This window comes from Leucogemmata humicola (assembly GCF_055379415.1).
Genome location: NZ_AP040875.1, coordinates 4,793,554 through 4,815,172 on the forward strand (window position 1 = coordinate 4,793,554; position 21,619 = coordinate 4,815,172).

A 21,619-nucleotide genomic window follows, 5' to 3' on the forward strand; every position below is an offset into this window, starting at 1 on the left:
GCGCCTGAAGTCGAAGAGGAGGCACTCCGAAGTCTGGAGTGCCCCCTCTTCATTTGTATATCGGCTGTATATCGGCGATGGAGCCTACTTCAACATCTTCACGAGGATGACCGGGCCTTCGCGTGCCGCTCCGCCGAACTGACGCATTGCCGCGGCGATGTTCAGGTAGCGGACCTCTTGAACGGTCCCTGCGTGAATGTTGTCTAGCTCGGACAGTGGTACGATCCGACCATTGTCGATGGAGACGTGCACCTTGCCCGCCTCGTCGTCGCTGTGGCTGTTCTTTCCCCGTTCGGTGAGGAACTGAGGGCGCATTGTCCGAATCACGCTCAAGACGCTTTGTGCCCGGACCGACGGCTCGGACAGTTCTTGCAGGGTGATCAGATCGCGATCGCGATTTGGCGCAGCTTCTCGGGCAGCGGTGGCGGTGGATGTCGCTGGTGCTGCGGCCTCGCCGGCGGGTGGCGTTGCCCGACCGCCGCACGCGCTGGCGGCGACGACCGCACAGAGCGAAATCAGCTTCGTGGACATGCGAGCCTCAGTGAGTGGGTTCTCAGAATAGGGACCCACTGGCAATGCCAGTCAAGGTTGGCTTTCTGCGGCTGCAACGCCGGGTGATATCTTTCCGCGCATGCCAGGTATTCGCCTCGATTCCGCGGGCCAGAACAAGATGAAGACGCTGGATGAAGCGATGCTTCTTCTCCAACGCGTCAACGGCCTCGTCGAGAACTACGCGATGGCGGTGAAGCGCAATCAGCCCGCGGGCCCGTACGTGATGAACATCCGTCGGACCCTGCCGGCCCTCGCCGAGAACCTGAAAGCGCAGTTCGGGTTGATTGCTGAGCAGATCGTGGGGATCAACCTGGCGGCGAGCCGGGGAGCGAGCGAGGGCACGCGCGTTCGCAACCTTCGGGAGGGCGTGGCGCAGATCAAACAGGCGCTCGAAATCGCCATCACGCAGACGAAGGACAAGCACGCGGTAGAGGAGCCGGAGAAGCCCGCGGGGGAATAGACGACAGGTGACGTAACCTGCTGTAGGGAAAGAGACTACTGACGAGGTAGCTCGGGTTGAAATCCCCTCTATGAGCCGGTAGGTTCCGCTTGCTATTCACAATCCGCCCCGAGCGCATTTTAGGGTCGCGCTCAGAACGCCCGGTTAAAGGGAAACCGCATGCCTTTTCTATCCCGCCTGCGCCGGCCGGGTACCCGCAAAGCGGGTCAGGTCGCGCTGACGGTCGCCGTGGCGGCGCTCCTCGCCGCCTGTGGTGGAAACCACCCCGATTCAATCTTCCATCAACGGACTGATTTCAATCGGGATGTCGACTACCTCTTCAAAATTCTCATCTACGCCGGCACGGCTGTCTTCATCTTCGTTGAAGCCATCCTTGTCTGGACGCTGATCAAGTATCGCAGCCGTCCGAATCAGCCGGCCCCCGAGCACGTTCACGGCAACACCACGTTGGAAATTGCGTGGACCGTGATTCCGCTCATCATCCTGATCATGATCGGCATCCCGACGGTCCGCACGATTTTGCGGACGCAGGCGGCGGCGCGTTCCGATGCGCTGCAAGTCGAGGTGATCGGCCATCAGTGGTGGTGGGAATTCCGGTACACGCAGTACACCGCGCCAGGTGCGAACGGTCACGTCGACACGGTCGTCACGGCGAACGAGCTGTATCTGCCCATCGGCAAGACGGTGAACTTCACGCTGCACTCCAAGGACGTGATTCACTCGTTCTGGGTGCCGGCGCTTGCGGGCAAGCGCGATCTCCTGGCCAACCACACGAACTATCTGTGGTATACGCCGGATTCAGTTGGTTCTGATGCGTTCAACGGCGTGTGCGTCGAGTACTGCGGCGACAGCCATGCGAACATGCGCTTCAAGGCGTTCACGGTCACGCAGGCTGACTTCGACAGCTGGGTGCAGCATCAGTTGACGCCAGCGGTTGGTTCGGTAGCGCCGACGCCTCCCGCTGCGGTCGACACGAGCAAGGCAGTCAAGGGCGCGAAGCCCGCAGTTGCTGCCGCAGCTCCGGTTGCCGCTCCGGCAGTCGCAGCACCAACGGTCGTTCAGGCTGGGTACACCGAATATCCGCGCGACAAGATTCCGGCGTACGCGGTTCCGCAGACTCCGTATCCGGCAGGCATCACGTTCGACGACAACTTGCTCGCCAAGGGTGATCCGGCGAACGGAATGAAGCTCGCGGCCGGCGTGGGCGGATGTCTCGCCTGTCACTCGATTCGCGGCAATCCGGCGATGATCGGCAACATCGGACCGAACCTCACGCACCTCGCAACTCGGTCGACGATTGCCGCGGGTCTCTTTCCGAATGACCCGGCGCACCTGGCGCGCTGGATCAAGAACGCCCGCGTCATGAAGCCCGGCGTCATCATGCAGACGATCGGCATCAACCAGTTCGATCCCGTGTTGAAGACGGTCACCAAGTTCGGCCTCACGGATCCGCAGATCGCCGATGTCGTGGCGTATCTGAATACTCTGAAATAACGCACCGCCGAATCGGAGATATAGACGAATGGCAACTGCCGCCGTCAGCCCGTCCTACGCTCATTCCGGCGAGTCGTCGCAGAGCGGGATCTGGAGCTGGCTCACGACCGTCGATCACAAGCGGATCGGCGCGCTGTACCTCTATACATCGCTAGCGTGGTTCGCGATCGGCGGCCTCGAAGCGCTGATCATGCGTCTGCAGCTGAAGGGACCGAACGGCCACGTGGTATCGGCTGAAACGTTCAACCAGCTGTTCACGATGCACGGCACGACGATGATCTTCCTGGTCGTCATGCCGCTGTCCGCAGCGTTCTTCAACTTTCTGATTCCGCTGCAGATCGGCGCGCGCGACGTCGCCTTCCCGCGACTGAACGCGTTCAGCTACTGGGTCTATCTGTTCGGATCGCTGTTCATGAATTCGTCGTGGATCGTTGGCATGGCGCCGAATGGTGGCTGGTTCGGTTACGCGCCGCTCACGACGTTGCCGTACTCGCCGGGCCTCAACATCGACTTCTGGATGCTCGGTCTTCAGATCCTCGGTGTGTCGTCGCTCGCCGCGGCGTTCAACTTCATCACGACGATCATCAACATGCGCGCGCCAGGAATGAACCTGATGCGCATGCCGATGTTCACGTGGATGGCGTTCGTCGTGCAGTTCCTGCTCGTGTTGGCCTTCCCGGTGATCACGATCGCGCTGGTGTTCCTGCAGTTCGACCGCTTCTTCGGCACGAACTTCTACACGATCACCGCCGGCGCCGACCCGCTCCTCTGGCAGCACCTGTTCTGGATCTTCGGACACCCAGAGGTCTACATCCTGATCTTGCCGGCGTTCGGTCTCGTCTCCGAAATCCTCCCGACGTTCTCTCGCAAGCCGATCTTTGGATACCCGGTCATGGTCTATTCGGGAATCCTCATCGCCTTCCTCGGCTTCGGCGTCTGGGCGCACCACATGTTCGCAGTAGGCATGGGTCCGGTGGCCGACTCGGTGTTCGCGATCACGACGATGCTCATCGCGATCCCGACGGGTGTGAAGATCTTCAACTGGATCTTCACGATGTGGGGCGGCAACATCCGCTTCACAGTCGCCATGAAGTACGCGATCGCACTTGTGGCACTGTTCACGGTGGGTGGAATCTCCGGCGTGATGCACGCGTCGCCGCCGGCCGACTTGCAGCAGACCGACACGTACTTCATCGTCGCGCACTTCCACTACGTGCTCGTCGCCGGCTCCTTGATGGGTCTCTCGGGCGGTATCTACTACTACTACCCGAAGATCACCGGCCGCATGCTGAGCGAGAAAATCGGCAACTGGCAGTTCTGGCTCACATTCATCGGCGTCAACCTGACGTTCATGCCGATGCACTGGTCTGGTCTCTACGGCATGCCGCGCCGCGTGTACACGTACGATGCTGGCCAGGGCTGGGAGGTCTTCAACCAGATGAGCACGTGGGGCGCATTCATCCAGTTGATCGCCGGCCTCATTGGTGCGTACAACCTGTGGCACAGCCGCAAGCACGGTGAGATCGCCGGCAATGATCCTTGGGGCGCTCCGTCGCTCGAGTGGTCAATCCCGTCGCCGCCGCCCGACTACAACTTCGAAACGATCCCCACGGTGACGTCGCGTTATCCGCTGTGGGACGTGAAGTCGCCGGAGCTGACGTCCGAGGTTCCGCACAGCCGTCATGGCGACGAACGCAACGACGTCTCGGTGGGTGGCAAGCACGTTGGCGCGTTCCACGATCACATGGCTGCCGGCAGTCCCGAGGGCGGCGTGAATCCGCACGCGAAGCAGGCGCCGTCGAAGGTCTCGCTCAAGACGGCCGAGCAGCTTGGGATTCCGATGCCGTATCCGACGATCAAGCCGCTGTTTGCCGCACTGTTCATGACGTTGATGTTCGGCTCACTGCTGCTGATTCACGAAGGCAAGACGCAGCTCGCCATGGTCGGCGTGATCGGATGCGCCACCGCGATGACTGTGTTCCTGTACTCGTGGCTGACGTCTCCGCTGGAACCACACCACCACTGAGAAGGAGTGAGAATGAGATCTGAGGGTTGAACCTCGGATCTCATTCTCTCAACCTCGGATCTCAATCCTCTTATCCTCCTATGTCTTCCGCAGTGGCCAGCCACGCGCATCCGCCGACCAGCACCGGCCTCGATCATCGCAAGATCGCGATCTGGGCGTTCATCGGGTCGGAGTGCATGCTCTTCGCGTCGCTCATCTCGACGTATCTGATCTACAAGGGCCGCAGCATCGTTGGCCCGTTCCCGCATGAAGTCTGCGACCCGCCGAAGTGTGCGACGCACCTCAATGCGATTCTGAACATCCCCGTCACCTCGATGTCGACGTTCGTGCTGCTGATGTCGTCGCTTTCGATGGTGCTCGCGCTCGCGGCGGTGGAGAACAAGGGCAAGCCGGGCTACGAAGGCATTCTCGGCTCGTCGAAGTTCTGGCTCCTCGCCACGGCAATCCTCGGCACGACGTTCCTCGGCTTCCAGGCGTTCGAGTTCACGTCGTTCGTGCATGAAGGACTGACGATCAAGACCAACCTGTTCGGCTCGTCGTTCTTCACGCTCACCGGCTTCCACGGCGCGCACGTTACGGCGGGTGTGCTCTGGCTGTTGACGCTCCTCGCGATCGATATCAAGCGCGGGCTCGGCCCCAAGGACGCGCTGCTCGTCGACATCTCGGCGCTGTACTGGCACTTCGTCGACGTGGTCTGGATCGCGATCTTCACGCTCGTCTACCTCATCAAGTAACGCTCGGAGCGACGCTACCAATGGCTGACCACGAGTTCACGCATACCAATCCCGACATCGACGTACACGCGATGGGCGAGATGCACGAGCACCCCACTTGGAAGCAGTACAAGTGGGTCGCGCTCATTCTCACGCTGATCACGATTGTCGAGGTGTGGGGCTATTACATCCCGTCGTTCGTCGCGTCGCCGCTGTTCGTGCCGGCGCTGCTGATCATGTCGGCGGTGAAGTTTGCGATCGTCGTGCTGTTCTACATGCACCTCAAGTACGATCACAAGCTGTTCAAGGCGCTGTTCACCGGCCCGCTGATCATCGCGGTGTCGACGCTCATTGCGCTCATGTTTCTCTTCGGAAAATTCGCGGGGAGGTAGTGTGGTCCCCGCGGTGATGTCGCTCGCCCTGCTGCATACCGGCGCGCGGCTGAGTTTGAACAGTTTTACCGTGCATCCGAGCACGGTGATCGGAATCCTCGGACTCGCAGGGCTGTATGAGTTTGGCGCGCGCCGCGTGAAGTCGTCCGCGGCGCTGCAGCCGGAGCCAGCCTCTCCTTCGCAGGCTCCCACGCGCGGCCAGCGCATCACGTATCACGCGGCGCTCGTGCTGATGTTCTTCTCGCTCAACGGGTGGCTGCACGACCTGAGCGATTCGTATCTCTTCAGCGCACACATGCTGCAGCATTTGCTGCTCGCGCTCGTCGTTGCGCCGATGATGATCATGGGCACGCCCGGAAGCATGCTGCGGCCAGCGCTGCAGCTGCCTGGCGTTGGACCCGTGGCGCGCTGGCTCACGAAGCCCGCGCATTGTTTTGCGATCTTCTCGATCGTGGTCGCCGGCTGGCATTTGCCCCCGTTGTACAACTACGCCCTTGCGCATCACCCGGTGCACATCGGCCAGCACCTGATGATCCTCGTGGCGTCGGTGCTGATGTGGTGGCCGGTGCTCAGCCCGCTCCCTGAACTGCCGCGGCTCAGCTATCCGATGCAGATGCTCTACCTGTTCCTGATGAGCATCCCGATGGCGATCGTGTCGGTCTATCTGGCGTATGCCGACGGCGTGCTGTATCCGCTGTACGCCAGCGCGCCCCGCATCTGGGGCATCACGCCAATGAATGATCAGATGATCGGCGGCTTGATCATGTGGATCCCCGGCGGTCTGTTCTTCTACACGATCATCTCGGTCGTCTTCTTCCGCTGGCAGCAGCGCGATGGGGTCGAGAGCCGAGCTGGCGCGCAGGTCGATTGGCGCGCGGTATAGGCCTCGTTTCCAGGGCGTTTGTTCGGCTCCTTCCGAGACCTTTGAGGTACTATACTAGTCGGAATTATGGTCTCAGATCCGAGGTCTCGGATCTGAGGTTTCGGTAGCTCGCAGCCTCCAGCAGGGCGTCGTCCGACCAGTCTTCAGTACCCTCACAGGGCGGATCATGTGAGCACGACAATTCCCGGATCGAGCGTCGACCTCGACGTCAGCTCTACGGCCCCAGCGCCCACGGCGAAGCCGACTAGCACCTCCAAGGCCCCTCGCGAGCGCCTCCTCTCGCTCGACGTCTTCCGCGGCATGACGGTCGCCGGAATGCTGCTCGTCAACGACCCGGGTACATGGAGCGCGATCTACCCACCGCTCGAGCACGCGAACTGGAACGGGTGGACGCCGACCGACCTGATCTTCCCGTTCTTCCTCTTCATCGCCGGCGTCACCACGCACCTGTCGCTCGAAGGGCGACGTGCTCGCGGCGACGACGAGTCGGCGATTCGACGCCAGATCATTCGACGCGGTCTGGTGATCTTCCTGCTCGGCTTCCTCGTCAACGGCTTCCCGTATTTCACCTGGGGGAACGTCACGGGTATAGCCGATCCGACCTTCCTCCAGCGCGTGGTCGACAGACTCTACCACTGGCGCATCATGGGTGTGCTGCAGCGCATTGGCCTCGCCTACATGTTCGGTGCGCTGCTGGCCCAGGGACGGACGGTGAAGCAGCAGGTCATCACTATCGTAGTGCTGCTGTACGGCTACTGGTTCGCGATGACAGCCCTTCCCATCCCCGGCTCAGGGGCCATGGGCCAGCTGATGCTTGGCTCGGCGTCGCAGACCATGTCGGCGTGGTGGGATCGTCTGCTGCTCGACTGGACGCGCTTCGGCCTCGGCAATCACCTCTGGGTGAGCAGCCAGACCTGGGACCCAGAAGGCATCTTCTCGACGATCCCTGCAGTGGGCACGGCAATGCTGGGCAACCTCGCCGGCCAGTGGATCGGCACCAAGCGGTCGCTCACGGAGCGTCTGAATGGTCTCTTCGGCGCTGGCGCACTCGGCATGATGGTCGCACTGATGTGGAATTGGTCGTTCCCGATCAACAAGAGCCTGTGGACGAGCTCGTACGTCCTGTTCTGCGCCGGCATGGCCGCCGTCGCCATCGCGACAACGATGTGGGTAATCGATCTCCACGGTTTCAAACGTTGGACGACGCCGTTCGTCATCTATGGGCTGAACCCGACGGTCGCGTTCGTGGGGTCGGGTGTGCTGGCGCGGCTGATCTATTCGATCTTCACCGTGAACTACCAGGGTAAGCGCGTTCCTCTCGAGGGCGCGATCTACCAGGCCGGTTTTGCGTCGTGGCTCGAGCCCGTGAATGCGTCGCTCGCGTTTGCCATTTGCTTCGTGTTGTTCTGGTTTGCGATTCTGTCGGTGCTGTACAAGAAAAAAATCGTATTGAAGGTGTAGGCGCAGTCCACACGCACACCGTCCCAGGGTCCCGATGTTGCCCGTCTCCGCTGCATGAACTCATCATCACTCCGAGCTGCCGGCGCTGCCGCCTGTCTGGCTCTTGTTGTTGTCGCGACGAATGCAGACGCGCAGAAGCGATCGACGAAGCGAACGGCCTCGACCACTCGCGCGGTTGCGGACAAGAAGTCAGCCGATCCGGCGAAGACAGGCTCGGCCGATGCGCCGAGTGGGGTGGGAGGACTGTCGAGCGCGATTGGATCGGCGCTGTCGAGTCATACGCGCGGCGGTGAATGGGGCGCGATCGTCGTATCGCTCACGCGCGGTGACACGCTCTTCTCGCAGAATGCGGATGGGATGATGCAGCCCGCGTCGACGATGAAGATGTACACGTCGGCGGTGGCGCTCGATCAGTTCGGGCCGGACTTCACGTTCCACACGCCCGTGCTGCGCGACGGCGCGATTGGAAACGACGGCACGTTGTCGGGCAATCTGTATCTGCGCGGTGTCGGCGATCCGTCGATGAGTCCGCGCTTCTGGCACGACGAAGAGCCGATGGAAGTGCTCGCCAAACAGATCGCCGCGGCGGGCGTCAAGCGAGTTCGCGGCGACCTCGTGGGCGACGCAACTGCATTCGAAGACAAGCTCGTTCCCGACGGTTGGAAGACCAGCTATCTCGGCGCTGCCTACGCCGCGCGTGTGTCGGCGCTCTCGCTCAATGAAAATCTCGTCTGGGTCGCGGTTCGCCCCGCGGGCGGCAATGCGCTGGTCACGCTCGAGCCGGCGACGACGGTGATTCCCGTCGAAAGTTCGGTGCGCCTCGTGCCCGGCTCGCGCGGCAACATCCGCGCAGTGCGCCGCGGCGACGGCGCGATCGTTGTGAGCGGAACGATTGGCGCAAACTCGGGCCCGCTCAAGTACTCGCTCGTCGTCGACAATCCGGCGCTGTTCACCACCGGTGCGCTACGCGCGGCGCTCAAGAAGGAAGGCGTTCAGGTCGACGGTCAGACTCGACTCGGACAGACGCCCGCTGGCGCCACCGAAGTTGCCGCGCTCGCATCACCGCCGCTCGCCCAGATCATTGGCGAGATGGATCGTGAGAGCATCAACATCGTGGCGGAGTTGCTGTTCCGTGCGTCGACGCACGCTGCGACCAAGCAGATGGCCACGGCTGAGACAAGCCTGCAGCATCTGCGCGAGCTGATGTCGAAGAAGGTCGGCACGTCGCCAAACTTTGTCGACGTCAGCGACGGAAGCGGACTCTCACTCCTTGATCGCGTGACGCCACGCTCGATGGTGCAGCTGTTGAGCTACGTGCATCGCGCCGAGTGGGGCCCGGCTTTTCACGCGGCGCTTCCCGTGGATGGAGAATCAGGAACGCTCAAGCGTCGTGCGGCGGGGACGCCGGCGCGCGGCAATCTGCACGCAAAGACCGGCACGACCAACACGGTGGCCGCGCTCGGCGGCTACGTGACGGCAAAGAATGGCGAAGTGCTCGCCTTCTCGTTGATCTACAACGGCAACGATCGCGCGAACGCCAAGGCGGCGATGGATCAGATCGGCAGCAGCATGGCCGACTTCGTTCGCGAATAATTTAGAATCGTGCGGGGTACGGCGTACGGCGTGCGGCGTCAGAACCGCCGCACGCCGCACGTCTTACGATTCTTTGATATCGATTCCGCGCTTGCGCAGCGCGTCGATATATGGCTTGGCCGGAACGCACTCATCCGGCGTGTGAACGCCAGCCGGCTTCACTTCGCCACGCACCTGCATCAAACCCGTGATCGACAGCGAGTAGCCCGTGGTGCGCATCATGGCGCTGACTTCGTGCTTCTCGTCGTACTTGTCGACGAGCTCGAACGTTTTCGTCGCCGGTGAACCGTTCTTCGTGCCGGTAACGACGACACGAAGCGCAACGAGATCGTGTCCCTTTGGCTTGGTGAGCTTCGGCTGCACGCTCGCGATGAAGACGTCGCGCGGAATGATCTTCGTTCCCTTGACGTCGATCGGCGAGTTGTCGAGCAGGCCCATTTCGCGAATGTCTTCCATCAACTTCGCGTGACCCGGATAGCGGAGTGTCTTGTACTCCATCACCGGAATCTTGTCTTCATAGCGGAACGCCATGGTCGACAGACCGCCGGCGGTGTGAAACGCCTCCAACTCGGAAAAATCGAACTTCACGGGTTCGCGCTCGGAGAGAGCCTTCACCTGCGTTCGCTTTCCGCCACGCAGCACCCACGACAGGGTCGTGTAATAGTCCAGCGCGCCTTCGAGCGAGTAGACGAGCATGTAGTTGAGCGGCGGCTCTGGATGCTGGGGCAGTCCGCCAACGAAGATCTTCACCGAACCCACCGTATCGAGCTGCGAGATCCCATACTCGGCCAGGATGTTGACCATCCCTGGCGCGAGGCCGCAATCCGGCACGACCGTGATGTTCTTGCGGCGCGCTTCGGCGTCGAGTTGTTTTTGCTGGAATACGATTTCGGTGTTACCGCCGAGATCGCAAAAGTGCACGCCGGCTTCCACGGCGAGCTTTGCCAGATCGTAATTGAAGTAGTAAGGAATCGCACTCATGACCGCGTCGCACTGGCGCATTGCGCCAAGCACAGCATCGCGGTCTCGGACGTCGAGCGCGGTTGGCAGCAACCGCGGACCCGAGAACGGAGCGAGAAACTCCGCGAGCTTACCGACGTGAACATCGGCAAGACGCACTTCGGTGACTTCCTTATCCTGCAGCAGGTCGTACGCACACGCCGAGCCCTGCAGTCCTGCACCAAGAACGAGCATCCGCATGCGGCAATTCTCCAATGAAATTTGGACCAAGCTTGAAAGCTACATGGTCCCAGGAGGCTACGTCACCTGTGCGCATGATCCTCGCGCTTACGCCCGCTCGGGCCTATGACAGACACTGAGCTGGACAGCAACGATTGGCGACGCCATCTCGTCGACGATGAAGCCGGATTGACCCGGATCATCGAGTCGGCGCGTCGTATTGCGGTGCTCGGGATCAAGATCGACCCCGAACAGCCTGCGCACTACGTTCCGGCGTACGCGCAACGTGCGGGTTTCGAGATCATTCCGGTGCCCGTGTATTTCCCGGAAGTCACCGAGATCCTTGGCGAACCGGTGTATCGGACCATCAGCGCGGTTCCGGGCGATATCGACATCGTGAACGTGTTTCGAAGGCCCCAAAGTGTTCCGCCCCACGTCGACGACATCATCGCCAAGCACCCCAAAGTTGTATGGATGCAGTTTGGCATTCGCAACGACGACGCCGCGGAGCGCCTCGCGCGCGCTGGGATCGACGTCGTACAGGATCGTTGCTTGTTGGTCGAGCTTCGTCGGCGCGGTCGCTAGCGACGCGAGTCAGGGTTCAACGATCAGTGCACCACGCTTTGCATCGAAGGTCCATCGATGCTCCCGGAGCGTGCGCGCGACACCAGGTCGCATGATCGACGTCCATCCGCCCGTCAGCAGCAGTTGAAGGTCCGAGGCTGTACTCCAGGTGACAAAACGCGTTCCGTTCGGGAGTGTGACGCGCGGCATTCCGATCCGCAGCGTGATCTGTCGGCTCGCAAGGTCGAACGTCGGCGCATACTGACCGATCACATCGAGGCCGACGATCGCGGTTCGAGGCCCGTCGACGCGCGCGATGGTCACCGGCACGTTCGAGATCGATACGCGGCCAAACCCGATCGAATCTGCAGCGGCGAGAACCGGCCCCCGATCGCCGTCGGCTGAGAAGCGATGCAATTGGCGCGCGATGGCCGTCGTATCCGAAATGACAATACCGGAAACTCGCGCACTGATGACGGCTTCGACCGCGCGTCCATCTACGCGAAGCGCGATTCGCCCGACGCCAGCGCTGTCGGTCGCGGGTCTGACCGGAATCGAAAGAATAGAATCGGCTGCAATCGTTCGGCTCTCATGCGCGACAAGCCATTGTGCCCGTTCGCGCTCTGGCACTGAGATCGATTTCAACCCGGCGAGCGAATGATATTCGCCTGCTTCGAGATAAGCATGTGCGAGATCTGGCTCGAGCGCAGTCGCGTCTCCGCCAAACTTTATTGCCTCCTCGAGCAGCGTCATGCCTACACGCGTGGCGCCACGCGCAACGAGATACCTGCCGAGCGCGGCACGTGCGACCGGATCGCGCGGACGCGTTTGCACGGCATTGTACAGCGCTGTCTCCGTGCCGACGATCGACCCAGCACGCATCGTCGAGTCTGTGAGGCGCGTTCCCTGCGCTGCGACGTGCGTACCACACAACGACACAGCCACGGCGGCGACGAACAACGTGCGGTACATCAGGGATTCGGCGGAAGAACGGTCAGCCGCGCGAGCGTCTCGACATTCGGATCGAACAGCACGCGCGCCGGAGCGCTCGGCATCGGCACGCGAAGCTGTTGCACTGCGTTCGTCTTGCCTGATAGGTCGAGCGTGGCTTTGTGCACCGTTCCGTTCGAGTCGATCACCGCGATCGCGAGCGGCAGCTGGAACAATCCAAATCGAGTGCTCTGAGAAACACTGATCACTGCTTCACGCGCGGCGGCGTCATACGACCAGCTCGCCGTGATTTCCGGATAGCCTGGGCGACGCAGCCACTGGTCAAAGAACCAACCCAGATTCTGCTTCGACTCGCGCTCCATCTCGGCGCGCAGATCCTCCGTAACGGCGGTCGAATGGCGATGCTTGATATAGTACGCACGAATCGCATCGAAGAATGCTCGCTCTCCAACCTGGGCGCGAAGCATGTGCAACACGAATCCGCCCTTCTCATAGCTATTCCGATTGAGTAGGGCGAGCAGGTTGGTCTCGATGGTATCGATGACGGGACGCTTCGTGACCGACGCTGAGTCGTTGAGAATCGTCGTGCGAATTCCGGCCATTTGAGTACGGAACGCGCTGTCGCCGCGGGCGGCGCGCGTCCAGAGCGCGGCGAAGTACGTGGCGAAACCCTCCGACAACCAGACGTGCGGCCATTCACGCTCGGTCACCGCGTCGCCAAACCACTGATGCGCCGTTTCGTGCGCAATCAAACCATCGTTCATCGTGCGACGGCGAAATGCGCCATCGGAATAGAAGATCTCGCTGGCGTTTTCCATGCCGCCAAAGCGCGTTGACGACTGGAGGTGCGCCAACTTCTCATACGGGAACGGGCCAACGAGGCGACCGAAGAGCTGAACGATTTCGCCAGCGCGTGCGAACGGACCGGGCACGAAGCTGCGCTGCTCTGGCGCCGTGTACACGAACTGCGGCACGCATCGCTGTCCTTCGGCGAGCCCGCACGCCGTGTCGCCGAGGTCGAGTCGCTCGAGCGGCGCGGCAGCAATCACCATGAGGTACACGGGGATTCGCTTCGTCTCGCGCCATACGGTTTCGGTCCGTTCGGTAGATCCACGGCGCACCGAGCGCGTGCTCATGAGTCTTCCGTTACCGACGACCGTTTGCGACGACGGCGCCGTGACGCGCCACGTTACGGTTGCCTTGTCGCTCGGATGATCGATGCTCGGAATCCAGTGACGCGCGCGGTTCGGCCAATTGTCGCCGAAGTACGTCCAACGCCCGGCGCTGTCGACTCTCGCGATCAGCCCGTCGGTCACGGCGCCGCCGTAGTCGACGGAAACCGTATACACGGGATTCGCGCCGCGCTTGGCCGGCAGCGGAATCGCAATCGTCTCAGTACCGCGAACGAACTTCACCACGCGGCCGTCGACCGTTACGGCATTCACCGTGAGATCGAGCAGGTCCAGCACGAGTGTGTCGGCGCGACCTGGCTTCGTGAGCGTCAGCGTCGCATTGGCGTGAATCGTCGCGCCAGTATCCGGCAGGTCGATGGCGATCAGATAGTCAGTGACATCGAAGGCCGGGCGATACGGACGATCCTGTTGCGCCCCGAGCGGCGCCACGCCTGCCGCGCATGCGACGACGATTGCCGCGCGAACACTCCGCATCCAGCGGCTAGTCATTTTGCTCATCGGCCGAACAACTTGCCGAGCAATCCGCTCTCGGTCGACGGTGTGCTGCGTTCGGCAGCCGCAGCCGCGAATGCGTCGGCGAACTCCGTTGCCTGCTGATACCGATCATCGGGATTTCGCTGCATCGCTCGATTCAAAACGCGCTCCACCGATTCAGGGAAATCGAGATCGGGGCGCATCTTTCGCAGCGACGTCGGTTCGCTTCGCAATCTCGCAATCATCATTTCCTGCTGGGTTCTGCCCTGAAATGGAAGCTTGCCGGTGAGCATCTCGTACGTCATGAGGCCGAGCGAATAGATATCCGTGCGTGCGTCGAGCGGTTTGCCACGCAGCTGTTCCGGACTCATGAACTCTGGCGTTCCGAGAATGATGCCCGTGGCCGTGAGCTTCTGGAGCTCCGCACCAGCTTTGCGCTCTTTCGCCAATCCAAAGTCCATGACGACCGCGTGCTCGGTTCCGTCAGCCGTGCGCGCAACCATCACGTTTTCCGGCTTGAGATCGCGGTGCACGATCTTGAGATCGTGCGCCACCTGCAATCCTGTCGTGATGTCGCGAACGAGCCGCGCAGCCTCGGCCAGCGGTATGACGCCCTGGCGATTGGTTCGGTCGGAGAGCACTTCGCCTTCGACGAACGGCATCACCACGTACACCAAACCATCCTCGGTCTCGCCGAGCCGGATGATGTGGCAGATGTTGGGGTGCGCGAGCCGCATGCCGACGCTCGCTTCGCGGCGCAGTCGCGCCATGGCATTCGCGTCGCGCGAGAGCGCCGCCGAGAGCACCTTGATGGCGTACCGCTCGCGCGTGGCGACGTCGTTGGCGAGGTACACGAACGACATTCCTCCCTCGCCCACCTTCTTCACGATCTGATACCGACCCTGGAGGGTCCGGCCGATCAGATTGTGGTGCGTCACCGGGACGGTTGCGTCGCTCCGGGCAGGCGCGGCAGTCGAGCGGGCCGGCGTTTCAGCGTGCGGCGCTTGTTGTGCGACCGATCCGGCTGCGGGCGTTCCGCCTAGTAGGCGTGTGCCGTCTCGCGTGCAGAAGCGTGCGTCGTCGGCGTAGAGCGTTCCGCAGGTCGGACAGCGATTCGTCAAGTGCGCACTTGGTTTCGGCCTCCGGATTTTGCGCGGTACAGCGCTTCGTCCGCCCGCGCAAAAAAGTCTTCGGTGGTCGCGACGCGCGGAGACGGAAAAGTGGCGACGCCAATGCTCACCGTCAAATGAATCGGGCGATCGATGCCGATGTCGAAGGACTGGGCCGCCACGCGCTCGCGAAGCCGTTCCGCGAAGATGATTCCACCTTCACTGGCCGTTTCGGGCAGAATCGCGACGAACTCCTCGCCGCCGTAACGCGCGACCACATCGACCTTACGCACTGCTTCCTCGAGCAGCGCGCCGAGCTGGCGAAGCACGCTGTCGCCCGCGAGATGCCCTGCCGTATCGTTGATCGTTTTGAAATGATCGACGTCGAGCAGCAGCAACGTGAGCGACGAACTGAAGCGACGAGAGCGATCCACTTCCGCCGTGAGCCGATCGAGCAGCGCGCGTCGATTGAGCACGCGCGTGAGCGGGTCTGTCGTTGCCAACGCCTCGAGACGACGATTGTCGGCACGCGTCGTCTCGAGCGCCTGTGCGCGACGAATCGCCGCAACGGCCGCGCGGATCACGATGTCCGCAAACTCCACGTCTTCGGTCGTCAGCGCCCGCTCACTGCGCGCAGTGCGCAGGAACAGCACGCCGGCGCGCCACCGATCGATCGTGAACGGAATCGTCGCGACCGATCGAATATCGATTTCCTTGCCCTCGCGCGCGAGTGATTCACGCGTGCCGGCAAAGAGCGGGTGGACCGCCGCATCGCCAACCAGTACCGGCCGCTCCGACTCGAGAGCTGTGCCAATCTCTGGATAGCCTTCGAGACTGATTTCCAACTCTTCGGCGGTCTGGTCTTCGGCGGCAGCGGCAACAGTGCCCACCGAGTCGCCCGGCCGCGCCAACACGACCGAGCAGTGAGAGATCTCGAGCGCGCGCGCAACGCGAATCGCGAGCAGACGATAGATCTCCGTCGCAGACAGCTCGCCGGTGACTTCGTGCAGAATATCGACGAGGCGACGATTGCTCACCGCATCTTCGCGAACTCGCTCGAGCTCCGCTGCGGTATCGTTGAGCGCCACACGCGCCGCACGCAGTTGCCCACTCGCGCGCAGCTGTGTGCGTACACGACTGAGCAGTTCAGGAACGCGGAATGGAACGCTCACGCAATCGTCGGCGCCCCACGGCATCGATGTCGCGCCGTCATCCATCGAAGCCCATGGCGCAGTGACGATGACACGCACATCGCGCCACTGCGCACCGGCACGCACCTGGTGAAGCAAATCTCTATCGCGGCTGACGACCTCGCCGTCGAGCAGGATCACATCGGGCGTCGACTTGGTGATGTTGGCGAACAGCTCGTCGCGATCAGCAACGGTCGCGACGGAATAGCCATGTTCGCGCAGCAACCAGGAAAGCGCACCCGCAGTAGCCGGGTGACTGTCCGCGACGATTACGCGGCCACCGACACTCGGCGTGTCAGTTGCCGAGAAGCTCATGAAGGCCGTCCCACTCGATGTTGCCGCCGCTCAGAATCGCCACCGTGGGTCCACTCACGGCGACCTTTCCTTCGAGCAGCGCCGCAACCGTGATCGCACCGCTCGGCTCGACGACAAGCTTCATTCGATCGAGCAGCAGACGCATGGCGCGCTTGAGCGCCGAGTCGTCGACGAGGACGACGTCGTCGAGATAACGCTGATGATGCGCGAACGTCACCGTTCCGATCTCGACGGCGAGCAAACCGTCGGCAAGTCCGCCGGACGATTCCAGCTTCACTGGACGGCCAGCCGCACGCGCGCGACTCAGTTTTGGCGCACCAACCGGTTCCACGCCGATCACGCGCGCATTCGGCAGACGGAGCTTGATTGCCGACGCAACGCCGGCGCTGAAGCCGCCGCCGCCAACTGGCACGAGCACCGTTTCGACGTTTGGCAGATCAGCGGCAATCTCGAGGCCGACCGTTCCTTGGCCCGCGATGATCTTTCGATCGTCGTACGGCGGAACGAGCGTCAGACCCTCGTCACGCATGAGTTCTTCGGCGCGCGTGAGTCGGTCCGCTGTCGTCGTACCCGCGAGCACGACGCGAGCGCCCAATCGCTCAGCACCATTTCGCTTTGCCGGAGTAACGGTCGTCGGCATCACGACGGTCGCCTTCATGCCGAACAGTTTGGCTGCGAGCGCGACAGCCTGCGCGTGATTGCCAGACGAAGGCGCGACGACGCCAAGCGCACGATCGGCCGGAGACATCTGCGAGAGAAAGTTGTACGCGCCACGGAATTTGAACGCACCGCCGCGCTGCAACATTTCCGGCTTGATCCACACCGGCGACCCGACCTGCTCGGACAGCACGTCCGACGGAAGGAGCGGAGTACGCACGGCCACAGGCGCGACTACTCGCGCGGCGGCTTCGAGGTCGTCCAACGTTACCAACTGCATATCAATCACGAGAATACCCGGTTGCGGCCTGCGGTTTTTGCGCGATAGAGCGCGGCATCGGCTTCTTGAAGCAACGTCTCGGTCGACGTTGGATCGCTGCCATTGGCGAGAGCAACACCCACGGAAATAGTAACGCTCTGCGGAGACCCTTCCGGACCGAATGTATACTCGTCGATCCGACGGCGGAGCCGGTCCGCGAAGGTGAGTGCACCCTGCCAACCAGTGTCCGGAAGTATGACGACGAACTCGTCTCCACCGTACCGAGCAACCGAGTCAGTGTCGCGAGCGGTTTGCGTCATGATCCCGGCGACCTGCTGGAGCACGAGGTCGCCCATTTGATGGCCGAGCGTGTCGTTGATCTCCTTGAACCGGTCGAGATCCACCGCGGCGATTGCGACCATCGAGCCGCGACGGCGCGCCTGACGAAGGTCGGAGCGAAGTTGCGTCTCGAACGCCCGGCGATTCATGCAGCCCGTCAGCGAATCGCTTCCCACCTGTTCGGCGAGTCGCGCGTGCATCGATTGAAAGCTGCGAACGAGCAGCGTGAGCTCGTCAGGCCAGCGCTCGCTCGGCAGCGCAGGCAACGCCGCGGTCTCACTCTGCTCGGCAACGCTGCAGTAGGCTCGCAGCGCGTCCATGCGTTCGCGGAAGCTGCCGAACGTGTAGACGAGCACCGTGCTGATGATCGCGAAGAGCGTCACGTTGAACGCAACCGTCATTGCGCTCGGCGGCGTTCCCGGGACGAACGGATGGACGCCAAGCGTGAACAGCAGGTACGCGATGATCGTGAGCCCGGCGGCGAGCGTTCCCTGCGCGCGACCGAAGTAGAACACGCCCAGCTGCATCGACAGAAATCCGAGGAGCAGAATGCGGTGTAGCTGCTCGGGCGAGCTGGTGATGTAGCAGAAGCCGGCGAGTGCCGCGATGTCCGCAGCGATGAGGAGCGGGGCAAAGACTCGCACCGGCGCGATCGACGTGGACCTTCCGAGAATCCACGCGGTGCCCATGACGACGAAGACATACGCCGCCGCGATGAGCACGAGCGGTATGAGTGCAGCCTGCGGTGCTGACCCGAATACGAGCGAGAGCAGTACCAGGGTGCCGATCGCCAGGTATCGGACCCACCGCTGCCAGAGAAGGACGTCGCGGTGGAGGCTGGCCTGCTCGCCCCGTAGCGTCTCGCCAAGCTCCAGGGAGACCGCGGGGAGCTCGATGGTGGCGGAGGTGCGCCGTTCGCGGCCTGGGGCGGCCGGAGGCGGAGGCGCGTACGTCGCGCCCAGCGGCGGTGTGGACTCTTCTCGCTCGACGCGGAGGGGAGAGGTCATCAAGGATGGCAGGAGTAGCGCAAACTACATTGTGATCCGCATCACCGAAAGATTGAGAGGGTGCAACGTTTCGTTGCAAAAACGGGCCGGCGCAATGCGCCGACCCGCTTGAGTAAGTCACTTTGACGGAACTGCGACGAGCGGCTACTCCTCGTCGGGTTCCGGCTCGCCGATCACCACATCGTCGCCCTCGGCGCCCGGTTCGGCGTCGTCGTCTGGTACGACGCGGGCAACGTCCATCACCGCGTCGTTGCCATCGAGGTTCACGAGGCGCACCCCCTGCGTATTGCGGCCGGCCACGCGAATGCCCTTTACCGGCATCCTGATCGCAACGCCCTGAACCGTGATGAGCATCAGCTCATCGTCGGGCAGAACCTCCTTGATCGACACGGCGTCGCCCGTCTTGTCGGTGCGGTGGACGGTGATGATGCCCTTTCCGCCTCGCTTCTGAACTCGATACTCGTCAATGGGCGAGCATTTACCCATGCCCTTCTCGGTCACGACGAGCAGGTTGGCTTCGCGCTTGATGACGACCATACCGATCACTTCATCGCGCGGTCCGAGCTCGATGCCCTTCACGCCCGTGGTGTCTCGACCCATCTCGCGCGCGTCTTGCTCGTGGAAGCGAATCGATAGACCGTGGCGCGTGGCGAGCACGATGTCGTTCGTGCCCGTCGTCACCTGGACGTCGATCAGTTCGTCGCCCTCTTCGATCTTGATTGCCTTGATGCCGTTGGTGCGCACGTTCGAGTACTGCGACAACGACGTCTTCTTGACCGTTCCCTTCTTCGTCGCGAAGAGGAGGAAGAGATCGTCGGGGAAGTTGCGCACGGTGACGATCGCCGAGACCTGCGTGTCGGGCGACACGTTGATCATGTTGACGATCGGCTTGCCCTTGGCGGCGCGTCCGGCCTGCGGGATTTCGTGGACCTTGAGCCAGAAGCAGCGTCCATCGTCCGTGAACACGAGCACGTAGTCGTGCGTCGATGCCACGAAGAGATGTTCGACGAAATCCTCTTCTTTGAGCGTTGCGCCGTTGTTACCGCGCCCACCCCGCCGCTGCTTCTTGTACGTCGAGACCGACGTACGCTTGATGTATCCCGAGTGTGAGATGGTGACGACCATCTCTTCTTCGGCGATGAGATCTTCGATCGTGAACTCGCCTTCGTCGCTCGTGATTTCAGTCCGGCGTTCATCGCCGTACTTCTTCGCGATCTCGATGAGCTCGTCCTTGAGGACCTTCATGCGCTTTTCCTTCGACTCGAGCAGCGCACGGTATTCCTTGATGAGCCCACGTACTTCTGCGAGTTCTTCCTCGAGCTTCTCGATTTCCAAGCCGGTGAGCTTGGCGAGACGCATGTTGAGGATCGCTTCCGCCTGGCGTTCCGACAGCTTGAATCGCTTCTGCAGCTGCGTGCTCGCAGTCGGCGTATCCTCGGCCTTACGAATGACCTTGATGACCTCGTCGATGTTGTCGACGGCGATCTTGAGGCCTTCGAGGATGTGCTCACGCTCGAGCGCCTTGTCGAGATCGAACTGCGTGCGACGGACGATGACTTCGTGGCGGTGCTTGATGTAGTGCTCGAGCACCTCCTTGAGCGGCATGACCTTCGGCACGAGGCTGCCCGTATTCGCATCGGGCACCAGCGCCAGCATGATGACGCCGAACGTCGACTGCATCGCCGTGTGCTTGTACAGCTGATTGAGCACCACGCGCGGAATCGCATCGCGCTTCAGCTCGATGACGATGCGCATACCGTCCTTGTCGGACTCGTTGCGCAGGTCGGAAATGCCTTCGAGCTTCTTGTCGCGAACCAGATCGGCGATGTTCTCGATCAGCTTCGCGCTGTTGACCTGATACGGAATCTCGGTGACGACGATCTGCGACTTGTTCGAGGATTCCTTTTCCTCGATCACCGCACGCGCGCGCATGACAATGCGACCGCGGCCCGTCTCCTGATAATCCTTGATACCGGCGCGACCGTAGATGTATCCGCCCGTCGGGAAATCCGGACCCTTGATCAGCTTCCGCATTTCGCCGGGAGTGATGTCGGGATTGTCGATGAGCTGAATGACGGCGCTGATGACCTCGCGCGCGTTGTGCGGCGGAATGTTCGTCGCCATACCAACCGCGATGCCCGACGATCCGTTCACGACGAGATTCGGAATGCCGGCTGGCAGTACCGACGGCTCTTCGAGTTGATCGTCGAAGTTCGGAACGTAGTTGACGGTGTTCTTATCGATGTCCGCCAACATCTCCATCGCGATTGGCATCAATCGCGACTCGGTATATCGATACGCGGCCGCCGGATCGCCTTCGACCGAACCGAAGTTCCCTTGTCCGTCGATCAGCGGATAACGCAGCGAGAACTCCTGCACCATTCGCACGAGCGCGTCGTATACCGACGAGTCACCGTGCGGATGGTATTTACCGAGCACGTCGCCAACGACCGTTGCGCATTTCTTGAACGGCCGGCCGGGCACGAGGCCGAGTTGATCCATCGCGTAGAGCACGCGACGATGCACCGGCTTGAGACCATCGCGCACATCGGGCAGCGCGCGCGATACGATGACGCTCATCGAATAATTGATGAACGACTCTCTAATCTCGTCGTCGATCAGGCGCGGAAGAATGCGTTCGCGATTGTTTGGAGCAGTCATTGATGGGGGCGTGTGGCTACGGGCAACAGGCTATGCGAGCGGTGAAAACACACGCACGCGCGACGCAACGACAGGGGACTTTTGCCGTCCCTGAAATGTACCCGAAAACACAGCGAAAGGCAACCGAAGCGCCATGCCGTAACACGC

18 protein-coding genes are annotated in these 21,619 nt (G+C 62.0%); 9 read left to right on the plus strand and 9 right to left on the minus strand.

The window, feature by feature from the left end; genetic code table 11:
• Positions 1-84: 84 nt before the first annotated feature.
• Complete coding sequence (locus tag AC6H4Z_RS20515) at positions 85-531, minus strand: hypothetical protein (RefSeq protein WP_497543829.1); 447 nt, start codon at positions 529-531, stop codon at positions 85-87.
• Between the two features lie 100 nt (positions 532-631).
• On the opposite strand from AC6H4Z_RS20515, the gene AC6H4Z_RS20520 reads away from it, so the two are divergent.
• The 8 genes from AC6H4Z_RS20520 (at position 632) to dacB (ending at position 9,574) form a co-directional block, all read left to right on the plus strand.
• Positions 632-1,012: a hypothetical protein gene (locus AC6H4Z_RS20520; RefSeq protein WP_497543830.1), complete on the plus strand. Its 381-nt coding sequence runs from the start codon at positions 632-634 to the stop codon at positions 1,010-1,012.
• A 159-nt stretch (positions 1,013-1,171) separates the two neighbouring features.
• Complete coding sequence (coxB, locus tag AC6H4Z_RS20525; RefSeq protein WP_497543831.1) at positions 1,172-2,506, plus strand: cytochrome c oxidase subunit II; 1,335 nt, start codon at positions 1,172-1,174, stop codon at positions 2,504-2,506.
• 28 nt (positions 2,507-2,534) lie between these two features.
• Positions 2,535-4,532, plus strand: coding sequence for a cytochrome c oxidase subunit I (gene ctaD / locus AC6H4Z_RS20530; protein ID WP_497543832.1), 1,998 nt, complete (start codon positions 2,535-2,537; stop codon positions 4,530-4,532).
• A gap of 80 nt (positions 4,533-4,612) precedes the next feature.
• Positions 4,613-5,266, plus strand: coding sequence for a cytochrome c oxidase subunit 3 (locus tag AC6H4Z_RS20535; protein ID WP_497543833.1), 654 nt, complete (start codon positions 4,613-4,615; stop codon positions 5,264-5,266).
• A 20-nt stretch (positions 5,267-5,286) separates the two neighbouring features.
• Positions 5,287-5,637, plus strand: a complete 351-nt coding sequence (locus tag AC6H4Z_RS20540) for a cytochrome C oxidase subunit IV family protein (protein WP_497543834.1) — start codon at positions 5,287-5,289, stop codon at positions 5,635-5,637.
• A 1-nt stretch (position 5,638) separates the two neighbouring features.
• The gene (locus AC6H4Z_RS20545) at positions 5,639-6,520 is read left to right on the plus strand and encodes a cytochrome c oxidase assembly protein (RefSeq protein WP_497543835.1); all 882 of its coding nucleotides are present in this window, start codon (positions 5,639-5,641) and stop codon (positions 6,518-6,520) included.
• 168 nt (positions 6,521-6,688) lie between these two features.
• The gene (locus tag AC6H4Z_RS20550; protein ID WP_497543836.1) at positions 6,689-7,981 is read left to right on the plus strand and encodes an acyltransferase family protein; all 1,293 of its coding nucleotides are present in this window, start codon (positions 6,689-6,691) and stop codon (positions 7,979-7,981) included.
• A 54-nt stretch (positions 7,982-8,035) separates the two neighbouring features.
• The gene (dacB, locus tag AC6H4Z_RS20555) at positions 8,036-9,574 is read left to right on the plus strand and encodes a D-alanyl-D-alanine carboxypeptidase/D-alanyl-D-alanine endopeptidase (RefSeq protein ID WP_497543837.1); all 1,539 of its coding nucleotides are present in this window, start codon (positions 8,036-8,038) and stop codon (positions 9,572-9,574) included.
• Positions 9,575-9,637: 63 nt separating this feature from the next.
• On the opposite strand, the gene AC6H4Z_RS20560 is transcribed toward dacB, so the two are convergent.
• Positions 9,638-10,774, minus strand: coding sequence for a saccharopine dehydrogenase family protein (locus AC6H4Z_RS20560; protein WP_497543838.1), 1,137 nt, complete (start codon positions 10,772-10,774; stop codon positions 9,638-9,640).
• A 105-nt stretch (positions 10,775-10,879) separates the two neighbouring features.
• Between AC6H4Z_RS20560 and AC6H4Z_RS20565 the strand changes: the two genes are divergently transcribed.
• Positions 10,880-11,338 carry a CoA-binding protein gene (locus AC6H4Z_RS20565; RefSeq protein WP_497543839.1) on the plus strand — a complete coding sequence of 153 codons (459 nt, stop codon included), beginning with the start codon at positions 10,880-10,882 and terminating at the stop codon, positions 11,336-11,338.
• Between the two features lie 9 nt (positions 11,339-11,347).
• Here AC6H4Z_RS20565 and AC6H4Z_RS20570 read toward each other — a convergent pair whose 3' ends face one another.
• The 7 genes from AC6H4Z_RS20570 to gyrA all read right to left on the minus strand — a co-directional run bounded on the left by AC6H4Z_RS20570 (position 11,348) and on the right by gyrA (position 21,472).
• Complete coding sequence (locus AC6H4Z_RS20570; RefSeq protein WP_497543840.1) at positions 11,348-12,289, minus strand: hypothetical protein; 942 nt, start codon at positions 12,287-12,289, stop codon at positions 11,348-11,350.
• On the minus strand, positions 12,289-13,950 hold the full coding sequence (locus AC6H4Z_RS20575) for a M1 family metallopeptidase (RefSeq protein ID WP_497543841.1): 1,662 nt from the start codon (positions 13,948-13,950) through the stop codon (positions 12,289-12,291). Before AC6H4Z_RS20575 ends, AC6H4Z_RS20570 begins: the two co-directional genes overlap by 1 nt.
• 5 nt (positions 13,951-13,955) lie before the next feature.
• The gene (locus AC6H4Z_RS20580; protein WP_497543842.1) at positions 13,956-15,056 is read right to left on the minus strand and encodes a protein kinase domain-containing protein; all 1,101 of its coding nucleotides are present in this window, start codon (positions 15,054-15,056) and stop codon (positions 13,956-13,958) included.
• A complete protein-coding gene (locus AC6H4Z_RS20585) occupies positions 15,053-16,549 on the minus strand; it encodes a diguanylate cyclase (protein ID WP_497543843.1) in 1,497 nt (498 codons plus the stop codon). The genes AC6H4Z_RS20580 and AC6H4Z_RS20585 overlap by 4 nt, the downstream gene beginning before the upstream one ends.
• Positions 16,530-17,486, minus strand: coding sequence for a threonine ammonia-lyase (locus AC6H4Z_RS20590; protein WP_497547069.1), 957 nt, complete (start codon positions 17,484-17,486; stop codon positions 16,530-16,532). The genes AC6H4Z_RS20585 and AC6H4Z_RS20590 overlap by 20 nt, the downstream gene beginning before the upstream one ends.
• 5 nt (positions 17,487-17,491) lie before the next feature.
• Positions 17,492-18,811, minus strand: coding sequence for a GGDEF domain-containing protein (locus AC6H4Z_RS20595; protein ID WP_497543844.1), 1,320 nt, complete (start codon positions 18,809-18,811; stop codon positions 17,492-17,494).
• A gap of 144 nt (positions 18,812-18,955) precedes the next feature.
• Positions 18,956-21,472 carry a DNA gyrase subunit A gene (gene gyrA, locus AC6H4Z_RS20600; protein WP_497543845.1) on the minus strand — a complete coding sequence of 839 codons (2,517 nt, stop codon included), beginning with the start codon at positions 21,470-21,472 and terminating at the stop codon, positions 18,956-18,958.
• Between the last annotated feature and the right edge of the window lie 147 nt (positions 21,473-21,619).